General features: G+C 36.2%; 8 protein-coding genes and 2 pseudogenes. All 10 read right to left on the bottom strand.

Going from position 1 to position 11,155, the window contains the following annotated elements:
* Positions 1 to 14: 14 nt before the first annotated feature.
* Positions 15 to 445: pseudogene (locus tag ACSQ7D_RS11880) on the bottom strand (TonB-dependent receptor); the annotation flags it as partial.
* A gap of 414 nt (positions 446 to 859) precedes the next feature.
* Positions 860 to 1,096, bottom strand: a pseudogene (locus tag ACSQ7D_RS11875) (nucleotidyltransferase domain-containing protein); the annotation flags it as partial.
* A gap of 69 nt (positions 1,097 to 1,165) precedes the next feature.
* Positions 1,166 to 1,612 carry a hypothetical protein gene (locus tag ACSQ7D_RS11870; RefSeq protein WP_316374464.1) on the bottom strand — a complete coding sequence of 149 codons (447 nt, stop codon included), beginning with the start codon at positions 1,610 to 1,612 and terminating at the stop codon, positions 1,166 to 1,168.
* Positions 1,613 to 1,737: 125 nt separating this feature from the next.
* Positions 1,738 to 2,355 carry a hypothetical protein gene (locus tag ACSQ7D_RS11865; RefSeq protein ID WP_053581134.1) on the bottom strand — a complete coding sequence of 206 codons (618 nt, stop codon included), beginning with the start codon at positions 2,353 to 2,355 and terminating at the stop codon, positions 1,738 to 1,740.
* Positions 2,356 to 2,363: 8 nt separating this feature from the next.
* Positions 2,364 to 3,011 (bottom strand): hypothetical protein, encoded by a 648-nt coding sequence (locus ACSQ7D_RS11860; RefSeq protein WP_437136370.1) that lies wholly within the window; start codon positions 3,009 to 3,011, stop codon positions 2,364 to 2,366.
* Positions 2,993 to 3,610 (bottom strand): hypothetical protein, encoded by a 618-nt coding sequence (locus ACSQ7D_RS11855; RefSeq protein WP_437136369.1) that lies wholly within the window; start codon positions 3,608 to 3,610, stop codon positions 2,993 to 2,995. Before ACSQ7D_RS11855 ends, ACSQ7D_RS11860 begins: the two co-directional genes overlap by 19 nt.
* An 8-nt stretch (positions 3,611 to 3,618) precedes the next feature.
* Positions 3,619 to 4,461: a C39 family peptidase gene (locus ACSQ7D_RS11850; RefSeq protein ID WP_437136368.1), complete on the bottom strand. Its 843-nt coding sequence runs from the start codon at positions 4,459 to 4,461 to the stop codon at positions 3,619 to 3,621.
* Positions 4,462 to 4,495: 34 nt separating this feature from the next.
* A complete protein-coding gene (locus ACSQ7D_RS11845) occupies positions 4,496 to 5,173 on the bottom strand; it encodes a hypothetical protein (protein WP_316374469.1) in 678 nt (225 codons plus the stop codon).
* Positions 5,174 to 5,246: 73 nt separating this feature from the next.
* Positions 5,247 to 7,001: a TonB-dependent receptor gene (locus ACSQ7D_RS11840; protein WP_437136367.1), complete on the bottom strand. Its 1,755-nt coding sequence runs from the start codon at positions 6,999 to 7,001 to the stop codon at positions 5,247 to 5,249.
* A gap of 98 nt (positions 7,002 to 7,099) precedes the next feature.
* Positions 7,100 to 10,105: a tetratricopeptide repeat protein gene (locus tag ACSQ7D_RS11835; RefSeq protein WP_048746027.1), complete on the bottom strand. Its 3,006-nt coding sequence runs from the start codon at positions 10,103 to 10,105 to the stop codon at positions 7,100 to 7,102.
* Positions 10,106 to 11,155: the final 1,050 nt, after the last annotated feature.

The raw sequence follows: 11,155 nt of genomic DNA, 5'->3' as shown, positions 1-11,155 counted from the left end.
TTAGTATATAATTGTTACTTGTTACTTAGGCTAAACAGATAACGTACTCCTGCAAAGGCTTGTACGCCTTGTGAAGGATAATACAACCATTTTTTATAGTGTTCACTGGTGAGGTTGTTGGCTTTTAAGAATACTTGCCAATGTTTGTTGAAAGTGTAATCGGCGTGGAAATTGATATCAAAATAACCTTCCAAAGAGAGCTTCTCGGGAATAGGATTTGCAACAGTTACGTAATCGAGGTCGTAACGTTTTCCTACATAAAAGAAGTCGAATCAGCAAATAGATTGGGTAATATTCTAAAATCGGTGAAGAGAGATACTCGTGTGCTGGGTAAGTTCCAAGCGGTTTTATTTTTCTGTACACGGGCGTTATAGTTATTATATCTTCCTTCAAAGGTAAAAGAGAAAACATCTTTTATATTTCCTCCTATAGAATCTAAAAGCTCTTTGGTGATAGTTATCAGTTTATCTTTATCTCCCTTTTCAAAAAACATTTGAGTAGCTATTTGAAGCTCTTCAAAAAAAGTAGGAGCTACCTTCCTTAAAAACTCTGATTTTGTTTTACCAGTACCTCCCCACTGACGGAGCAAACGAAGTTTAAACTCAGCTAAAACATCTATCAAGAGTAATGCTACAAAGAAAATACGTTTGGAGTCTTTTACTCCCTCTATATCTAATAAGTAAGAAGTGATTTTTGATCTATATTTTTCATCTTCATCTTTTGAGAGAGGAGTACTTCCATTTTCTTTTAGTGCTGTAGTATATTCCTTGAGATGCTTTAAAAAATGATGAGGGTCTAACAAAATAAATCCTTTAGAAATCATATCAATATACACTCCTTTGTTAGAGAGAAAATCTTCATAAAGGGTGTATTCAATGCTTTCTACCGAGAAAATGATAAGTTGTAAAGTAATACCTTTGTAATTGAGAGTTTTAATGATTTTTTGTATTCTCTCAGTAGTAAAGATGATAACATCTACATCCGAATAGATCGTTTCTTTACCTTCAGCATAACTTCCCGTTATAAGGGTAGCGTACTGATGAGAATAATTTTCGGTGATATATTCTTTTACAAGATCAATAATTTTTGGATTCATAAATGTTAGTTTTAAAAACAAAAGCTATCATTTTTCTTGATAGCTTTTGTAGTGTTTTACTTTAAATTATTATTTGCCTAAATAGTCTTTTAAGAATTCGTAATAATCCCTGTACTTCTTATCAATGACCCCCATTTTTTGAAATACACAAAACTGTTTCTGTAAAAAATCCATAGGATAAGCTGTATTAATTGATTTTTCCAATAAATCAGTAAGAACTTCTTTAGCTTTTCTCTCGTCCAAATATCTCTCTATAGTGTAATTAATACTGAGAGGAAAAATCACTTTCCTCTCAGTATAAAAAATAGAAATACCATTCACATTCTTAGTCTCTTTACTCCCAAAATCAAAAGCTTTTTCCTCATCCTCAGCAAGTGTTTTTATTTCTTGAATGATGAGGTTAATTTTTCTTTTAGAGACTTTGTGTTCTCTCAAAGTCTTTTCAAGCATTTGTAAAGATTTCTCAAAATAACCAAACATAGAGACAATACAAACATCTTTCTCTATATTTTGCATAATAATATCGAAATATTGTGTGTTGTAAAAGCGAGCTCCTATTCCAAAGTTTTCGCAGTCGTAAACACTTTCTTGGGCTTGAGAGAAAATAGGAATTGAGAGAAAGAACACTCCTATACTGATAATTACTTTCCTATACTGCATTTACCTAAATAGTCTTTTAAAAAAGCTTCATAATTCTTAAAGCTCTTATCAATAGTGCCATACCCTTCTATCACAGCTCCTTTTCGTTGATAAATACAAAAAGTATTATCTAAAAACGATACTCCGCAACTACTGTTAGTCTCTTCTGCTAAAAGAGCTTCTATCACTTTTTTGGCTTGCTTTTCACTTAGGTACTTTTCTATAACCTGAGTTAAAGGTAATATGGAAGTCAAAGGGTCAAAAGTTGTTATATTAGTAATATCAGTATTACTGTATATAGAAATAAGTTCAGCATTTTTAGTTGGGGTACGGTCTACTTCTAAAACTTTTTCTCCATCCCAATGACTCATTTCTTTTATCTGGTTAATAATCTTCTTTCTTTTTGCAGAAGATACCCCATAACTTTTTAATTGAAAATTTAGCACAGCTAACGATTTATCAAAATAACCAAATTGCGAATAAATCACAAAATTCTTTTTGATAGTTCTTAGCCTTATATTCAAAAGTTGCTCGGTATGTCTTGTTCCTATTCTATTTTCACAATCAACAGAACTTTTGTCTTGTGAAAATGAAGAGATAGAGAACAACAATAAAGACATAAAAATTATTAATTTCCTATACTGCATTTACCTAAATAGTCTTTTAAAAAAGCTCGATAATCCTTAAAACTCTTATCAATAGAACCATACCCTTCTATCAAAGTACCTGCTCTTTGATAAAAGCAGAAATTATCTTCCAAATAGCTAACGGCACACTTACAATTAAAATTCTTCTCCAATAAGCCTTCTATCACCTCTTTTGCTTTTTCTTTACTTAAATACTTCTCTATAACTCGATTCAAAGAAATTTTAACCGTTAGAGGATCTACTTGTGTGAAATTAGTAAAATCAAAATGATTGAAAATAGATATTAACTCCGAGTTTTGAGGTTCTTTTAAACTATACTCTTGAAGTTTTTTACCAGACCATCCAGTCATTTTTCTAATTTGCTTAATAATCTGTTCTCTTTCCTTCTGAGCTACACCATAACTCTCCAACTGACTATTAAGCACTTCTAATGATTTATCAAAATAACCATATACTGAATATATCTCAAAGTCTTTTTTAATAGTTCTGAGCCTTATAGTCAATTGTTGCCCTGTGTACGTCTGTCCTATTCTGAAATTTTCACAATCAAAAGGATGCTTATCTTGTGCAAATAAAAAAATAGAAAACAACAATAAAGACAAAAAGATTACTAATTTCCTATACTGCATTTACCTAAATAGTCTTTTAAAAAAGCTTCATAATTCTTAAAGCTCTTATCAATGATACCATACCCTTCTATCACAGCTCCTTTTCGTTGATAAATACAAAAAGTATTTTTTAAAAACGCCTCTACACAGCCACTGTTAGCTTGGTCTGTTAAAAGACCATCTATTACTCTTTTAGCTTGTGTTTCACTTAAGTACTTCTCTATAACTTGAATCAAAGGTAACATAGATGTTAAGGGGTCAAAAGTTGTGATATTAGTAATATCAGTATTGTTGTATATATAAAGAAATTCAGCATTTTTAGTTGGAGTACGATCAACTTCTAAAACTTTTTCTCCATCCCAATGACTCATCTCCTTTATCTGGTTAATAATCTTCTTTCTTTTTGCAGAAGATACCCCATAACCTTTTAATTGAAAATTTAGCACAGCTAACGATTTATCAAAATAACCATAAAAAGAATAAATCACAGAGTTTCTTTTGATTGTTCTTAGCCTTATATTCAAAAGTTGCTCGGTATGTCTTGTTCCTATTCTATTTTCACAATCAACAGAACTTTTGTCTTGTGAAAATGAAGAGATAGAGAACAACAATAAAGACATAAAAATTACTAATTTCCTATACCACATCCTTTCCACCAATCTTCATTATTTCTGTATTTCCTTGTTTTTTTATCATCCTGCATCCCCTCAATCTCTACTAAATTTTTAAACATAGTAGGATCATAGTTAACATTCCTCATTCCCCCGGTAGCTAATGGATCGGCTAAAGTGATTTGATTAGTACTTGGATCATACCCTACAATTACTACAGCGTGTCCATCGTTAGACCCTTCAGAGGAATAATTCATCAAAATAGGGTGCTCTTTGCTAAGTGAATTTTTTATTTGCTCTAAGTTCCCATATTCAAGAAGATTATTCTTGAAAAAAGTATCACATATACGATACATTTCAACATCTGTAATACCTCTTACTTCTTTTTTTCCTGTTATAGGATCTAGAACTGGATAATAAAACTGACGAATAGCCTTTTCTTTACTATCTATCCCTATTGATTCTGCAAAATCACTTTTGTTTATTCCTTTTTTGTCTCCTCCATAAAATTTAGAGAGAAATTCAAAAGCAAGCATTCCACATTCCCCTGTACCTCCTACTTGTGGGCACATACCAGGTAAGTTCTTCAATTTTAGTGGAGGACCTGGTTCTGGAGGGGTTTCTTCGGGGGTATAACCTCCGCCACCGCCATAATAATTGTCGCCATCCTCATAGCCAGGACTAAAATCGTTAGGGAATAAGCCTCCTCCTCCGATAGGAAAGCCATATACAGTGACCTCTTCTAAATCGTGGATATAATCAAACCATCCACCGCCTACACAACTTTGGGCATCTTGCTCTTTGAGAGCTTCCATCTCTTCCTCTAATTGAGAAAAAGATAATGTTTGAATACTTTTCATTTTATTTGATTGATTTTAGAGTGTCATCAGGTTATTATTCTTTATATCGTAGGGTGTGTTCTAAAGGCTTCCAATATTTATTAAAACACTTCTTAGCTTTATCAGTATAAAAACAAGTATAATCAATAAAACTCTTCCCTTTGCGGAGTATAAATAATTTCTCAATATATTTATATTCTTTTCCGTTCTCTTTAAGATAAAATTCAGAAGGCAAACTAAAAGTGTACTTAAAAGCACTATCAGCATTAAAAATCTTCTTTGCTTGTTGTGATGTGTAATAAGTTACTTTTTCTTGCCATTTTTCATCCCTATTGTTTTCCAAATAAGTAAAATTATCTACCATACGTCTTTCTATTTCCTTATTTGCGTCAGCAATAGAGTCAAGAGACAGAAAAACAACCATCTCAGCATCTTTTGATTTTAAAAAGGAGTAATCACATCCCCAACCATTAGAAACACTACGCCTTAGCGCAAGATAAAGTTTTGTGTTAGACAAGCAATAATTTAGAGTATCATAATCGTTAAATATTTTTGATTCTTTAAAAAAGATTCCTTTTGCAACAATCTTTTCAAGTAGATAAATTCTACTTTTGTCACTTTTCTCTTTTTGCGAAAGTATTTTAACTGTTATTAACTTATCTTGTTCTTTTTGGGAAAAAATAGGTAAAGGAATAGAAAAAAAGTATATTAAAAACAATAAATTTATTTTCATACGTTATCTATTACTAACTTTATATAAGCCTGTAGCTTGCTGAGTACTACCATTAACATTTAGTATATAATTGTTACTTGTTACTTAGGCTAAACAGATAACGTACTCCTGCAAAGGCTTGTACGCCTTGTGAAGGATAATACAACCATTTTTTATAGTGTTCACTGGTGAGGTTGTTGGCTTTTAAGAATACTTGCCAATGTTTGTTGAAAGTGTAATCGGCGTGGAAATTGATATCAAAATAACCTTCCAAAGAGAGCTTCTCGGGAATAGGATTTGCAACAGTTACGTAATCGAGGTCGTAACGTTTTCCTACATAAAAGAAGTCGAAGCCAGCAAATAGATTGGGTAATATTCTAAAATCGGTGAAGAGAGATACTCGTGTGCTGGGCAAGTTCCAAGCGGTTTTATTTTTCTGTACACGGGCGTTATAGTTATTATATCTTCCTTCAAAGGTAAAAGAGAAAACATCTTTTATATTTCCTCCGATAGAAGCTAAAAGCTCCATATCGTTTACTTCGTCATACACTAACTTAAAAGAGTTGTTATATTGATAAGGCAATATTTCGGTAGCGATAGTAGGTGTCTCGGAATTGGTAGTAAACAGAGGCATCTCTTTGTATTGGCGATAGCTTCCTTGTATGCGATAAAGCAAATCGGAAGTTACTTTTCCTTTAAGGGCTACAAAAGCATCGGCTTGCACATTGGTAGGCTTAATTTCTTGCATAGGTGAGAGAAAAGGATTCTCTTTGGTGAGTTTCTCTACTGTGTTTTGTTGCATAATACCGCGTATACCTGCGTGCAAAATAGCATCGGCAGTTAGCGGATAAGAAGCCTCTACATCGGGATAAGCTTTGAACTTGCTTTCATCGGACTGGTTCGCATCTACATACATCAAAGCAACGCCTAATTTTAAGTCCAAATTCTCGATAGACAAATGATAAGAAGGATTTACCCCAAAGAGCATCCAACGATTGTTAAGCTCGTTTACTAAGTTATTTTGACGGGTAAAACTACCATTGTAATAATCGAGAATTACATTGGTACGAACTTTTTGGTCATCGGTAAGAGGAATTTCGAAGGTGGGTTGTGCTTTTACATTCAATTCTTTACTATCGAAATGGTCGTAGAGCCCACGTACGCTGAAATCAAGTCCTTTAAAGTAAGGATTAGACCATTGGAGGTAACCTCCTACACCATAATCGAAATAGGTTTGGTGTACGTCATCTACTTTTCCAATCAACTGTTGTCTTGTATAAGAAGCGGGACGGATACCATACCAGTTGTGCAAACGGCGACCTATATCAGCAGTGAGCCCCCAAAGTACATCTTGGTTCTGAAAATCATAACGCAACTCAGCCGATGAGAGCGCATAATTGGTATCGGTGTATACCTCGTCCATATCATCATTGGCTGAGATGTGATTCAGTAAGAAAGAAGCGTTACTGTTATCATTTACTGGGAGAGTGATATTGGCATCGGCATAAAAAGTATTGAGCATACCGAAACCGCCACCGAGATAAGAATCTAAATAGTCTTCGCGAACGACTTTTGGTTTCACCGAAGCTGCTTTGCCTTTTTCGGGAACAAAAGTAGAGGCTACCGGTACCGAATAGATGGTATAGTTGATTTGCTTTTTCTTAACGGTAAGCGAATCTTTTACGTTTGCATCTTCACGCTTTTTATCGGCGTCGGCAATCGTAGGAGCATATGATTTTACCACATCTACCACTTTGGTAGAGAGGCTGTCTTTACGGCTTTGAGCGACTGCCATTGTTGAGGCAGAGAACAAAAGCATTGTTAGAATATATGTGATGTGTTTGTTCATTTGTTTAGAAATTAGGGTTTAGGAGGGAGATTCAACTTTGCCAAAGGTGCGAGCCGCACAGGCAAACTTTGGCAAAGTGTATACCACAATATTAACCATTATTTTACTGATGAATTACTTTTAGCGGCTTCGGCTTTTACTACTGCGAGTTCTTTTTTGGCTTCGGCTACTATTTCAGGAAACTCTTTAAAGTTTTTAATTACACTTTCTAAGACGTAAGAGGCTTGATAAGCGTCTTTGAGTCCGTAGAAGTTTTTAGCCATTACGATAAGGCTCTTAGCAGCGAACTCTTTGTGTCCGCCATAGTCTTTAGCAATCTTTTGAACTACGTCATTAGAGGCTTTGTAGTTACCGTCTTTATTCTTAAAATAAGCATCGTAATACAAGGCTTCGGCAGCGAGGCTACCCGTAGCGGTTTTCTGTACCTCTTGGTAATATTTGCGAGCTTGGGTTTCATTTCCTGCTTGACTATAAGCACGAGCCAACACTATATAAGCATCGTTCTTGATACGTGTATCAATAGATTTTTCTTCTAATACCTTATTGGCATATTCAATAGCTTTATCGTACAGTTTTTCGTTATAGCACACGCGCATTAGGTTGCTTTGTGCATAAGTTTTGTTCTGTGCGATAGTAGCGGTTCGTTCGAGGTCTTCGAGATAAGGTTTAGCTTTTAGGTAGCTACCTGCTTCAAGAAGGATTTGACACACACGAGTAAGAGATTGCTCGCCGTATTCATTAGAACCGCTTTTGGTTACATTTTCGTAATGTGTAAGTGCTTTAGCCTTTTGTCCACTATTGAAATACATTTGTGCTAAGTAAAACTCGGCATTGGTGCGACGCATACCATTAGGGAACTCTTTAAGGTATTTTTCAAAACCTGAAATAGCCTCTTTGGTATTGTTTTGCATATATTGTCGTTCGGCAGCTTCATAAGTAGCTCCTTCGAGTTCGAGGTCGGTTACCTCTACATATCCCAAACCTTTAGCCCACGATGCGTATTCGTTTACGTTACCCATATCTACATAGATGAGTTTTGCGGAAGCTACTGCTTGTGAGGCTTCGTTGGTATTAGGATAGTCTTTGGCGATAGTTTGGAAAAGCGTTAAGGCTTTTTGGTTTTCGTTCCTATTATAATACACTAAACCTTCGCGGAGCATTGCACGAGGTACGAGCACATTGCCTTTATACTCTTTGGCGAGTTGCTGATAGTACTGTAATCCTTTTTGGGTATTCCCTTTGGTTACATAAGCATTCCCTAATTCAAACAAAGCGTTAGGGCGCAGATTAGAGCTTTTGTAGTTCTTAACGAAACGCTCTAAGTCTTCAATTTTGCTATTGAGGCGGTCTACGAACCCATAACTAATAGCCTTTTGGTAGGCGGCATAATCTTGGTCGGCTGATTTAGCTTCGATGAGTTTGTTATACCCTTCCATTGCAGGCCAGTATTTACCTGTTACGAAGTAAGAATCGGCGAGACGGAGTATAGCGTCGTGTTTCCAACTACTGTTCTTAGGGTTTTGTTTGAGGTACTTCTCGAAATTAGCGATAGCACCTGCATAGTTTTTTTGATTGAAATTAGCATAAGCTAAACCGTAGAAGCCTTTGGCATACTCTTCGGTTTTAGGTGCTGATGAATTATGGAGAAACTGAGTAAAATAGGATTCGGCACCTTTGTAATCTTTCAGCTGATAAGCAGTTTCACCAGCCCAATAGGTAGCGCGAGCGGCAAGCGCAGAATTACCACCGATGGCTTTCTGCAAATATTTTAAAGCCTCGTTGTATTGCAATTCATTAAAGAGCTCTAACCCGCGATAGAAGGCTACTTTTTTATAGGTTTCTTTGTCCTTAGGGTCGTTAGACTTTTCGAGTAGACTGATAGCGGCTTGATAGTTACCAGATGAAATATAAGAGTCGACTAAGAGCGACTGTATTTCGTCTTTATGGTCGTTAGGATAAGCCGAAGCGTATGCTTGTAGCACATTGGGGACACTCTCGTAAGGGTTACCGATTTCATAACTGAGGCGGGCGTAGTTCAGATGAGCATCTTTTTTAATTTGCTTATCGAAATCCATTTGAGAGGCATTGCGAAAAGCATTGAGAGCCTCTTGTTTTTGGTTGGTTTTCAAATAGCATTCGGCTAAATGATAATACGCATTTTGAGCGACGCTATCGTTTCCGCCTACGATTTTGTTGAACTGCTCGATAGCTGCTTTATAGTCGTTATTTTTGTAATAAGCGTATCCGATATAGTAATAATCGGTATTGGAGAACCTACCTTTTTTACCTTTATAGTTTTGCAAGTAAGGGATTGCTTCTTTGTATTTCTTGAGATTGAAGTAGCTTTCGCCTATAATCTTATTGAGCTCAGATACTTCTTGAGCATTTTTGGTTTTAGCGAGCTGTTTCTGTCCTTCGGTGATAGCTTCTTGATAAAGAGCTTGTTTGAAGTACATATTGGCTTGGAAGTAAGACACGTTTTTGGTGAGTGAAGCATCTTCTTCTTGTACCTCGCGGAAGTAACTTTCAGCCTTAGAATAATCGTCTTTATCATAAGCGATATATCCTAAGTAATACTTGGCATTAGCACCGTATTCTTTGGTGTTTTGCACCGACTCGAAATAAGGTTTAGACTCGGCTTGTTTGCCGGTTTGGAAGAGGCAAAAGCCTTTTTGGAAGTTGTATTTAGCTTTATCGCTACTGCTTATGCTTTGGTCGTCGATAGCTTCGTACCAAGCGAGCGCATCTTCGTAGTTGCCCTGCTGATAATAGATGTTAGCCATTTGCAAATAGGCTTCGGAGCTCAGAGGAGAGTCGGGGTGATTGACGATAAAGTTATTCACCAGCGCATCGGCTCCGTCTTGATTGAGGATAGCGGCAATAGTGGCTACGTAGTATTCACTTTGGGTTTGGATAGCTCTATCGGGATTGGAGGTTTGTTCTTTTCGGAACAAGTTCTGGGCAGGCTGATAGAGCTTGCGATTGTAGAGTTCCACTGCCTTTTGGTATTGGCTTTGTGGATGGGTAATCATTTCAGTTTCTTGTGCCCATAACAGAGGGCTAAACGCCATCAGTGAGAGCACTGAAAAAAGTGTTTTTTTCATAATGTTTTAATTATTAGATGTTAGGATATGAGGAATAGATGGGGCAAAGATAAGAAATAATTATGAAATACGAATAAAAAGGGGAGAAATATTTGTGTGAAGGGGAGATTGGGAAATGAGGTGCGAGCCGCACGGGCAGGGAAATGAGTAAATGAGAGAATGAGAGAATGAGGAAATTTGGAAATGAGAAAATGAGGAGGTAACTTTTTGGAACATCAACTTTGGCAAAGTTTTAAACTTTGCCAAAGTTTGAGATGAAAAAGCGATGTGTTGGAACTATTAGGAGCTTTCGGAAGGAAACGGAAAAGTTCGGAAGAGGAGAGGGAGAGGTTTTGGTGAAAAAAGGCTGTAAGATGGGTGGGGTTAGCTTATAGAGAGCTTATAGGAAGCTTATACGAATCTTGGACGATTGGTATAGGAAGGGTATATAAATGATTGGCTTATAGTATGATACAGCGACACAAAAAATGGTAAAAACGGGGTTTCGAGGCGAAAGAAAAAGGAATAGGTGATAGGTCTTAGGCCATAGGCACTAGGGGGAGTGTGACGGAAAAAAAGAAGTAATGACGAATGAACGAGAAGCGAATGACGAGGAGCAAGTGACGAAAAGGGGGAATGTAGCGACGGAAAAGGGGAGAGAAATTAGAGAATTAGCAAATTTGGAAATTAGTAAATTTGGAAATTAGTAAATTAACGTGAGTTCGACGTAAGAAAAGTGTAGCTTGCGCTACAGAAATCTTACAAATCTTTAAAAAAATCAAACAAATAGGCAACAAATTGCCTAAAAATCTCGCACAGATTACACGGATTGCACGGATAGTCTTTCATTTGACAATTGACAATTGATAATTGACAAAGGTGATGGGCACGAATTGGCAACTGCGTTGCTGGATTTCACAGATTACAATATAAACACAACTGTAAATCAGTATTGATATATATAGAACTGACGTTAAATTAGTATGGGTTGTTGGGGAAAAATGGAGAGGCTCGGGAGAAGCTCTGGAAGAGAGGGGCTGGAGGTTTAAACTTTGGCAAAGTGTGTGACGC

The sequence above is a fragment of the Capnocytophaga sp. G1920 genome (genome assembly GCF_051417515.1).
This window is presented reverse-complemented; position numbering and strand designations above follow the sequence as displayed.

Excerpts from the sequence above, each read along its gene's own strand:
- ACSQ7D_RS11870 (WP_316374464.1), bottom strand. The coding sequence starts at position 1,612 with ATGCAAAATATAGAGAAAGATGTTTGTATTGTCTCTATGTTTGGTTAT.
- ACSQ7D_RS11865 (WP_053581134.1), bottom strand. The coding sequence starts at position 2,355 with ATGTCTTTATTGTTGTTCTCTATCTCTTCATTTTCACAAGACAAAAGT.
- ACSQ7D_RS11860 (WP_437136370.1), bottom strand. The coding sequence starts at position 3,011 with ATGCAGTATAGGAAATTAGTAATCTTTTTGTCTTTATTGTTGTTTTCT.
- ACSQ7D_RS11855 (WP_437136369.1), bottom strand. The coding sequence starts at position 3,610 with ATGTCTTTATTGTTGTTCTCTATCTCTTCATTTTCACAAGACAAAAGT.
- ACSQ7D_RS11850 (WP_437136368.1), bottom strand. The coding sequence starts at position 4,461 with ATGAAAAGTATTCAAACATTATCTTTTTCTCAATTAGAGGAAGAGATG.
- ACSQ7D_RS11845 (WP_316374469.1), bottom strand. The coding sequence starts at position 5,173 with ATGAAAATAAATTTATTGTTTTTAATATACTTTTTTTCTATTCCTTTA.
- ACSQ7D_RS11840 (WP_437136367.1), bottom strand. The coding sequence starts at position 7,001 with ATGAACAAACACATCACATATATTCTAACAATGCTTTTGTTCTCTGCC.
- ACSQ7D_RS11835 (WP_048746027.1), bottom strand. The coding sequence starts at position 10,105 with ATGAAAAAAACACTTTTTTCAGTGCTCTCACTGATGGCGTTTAGCCCT.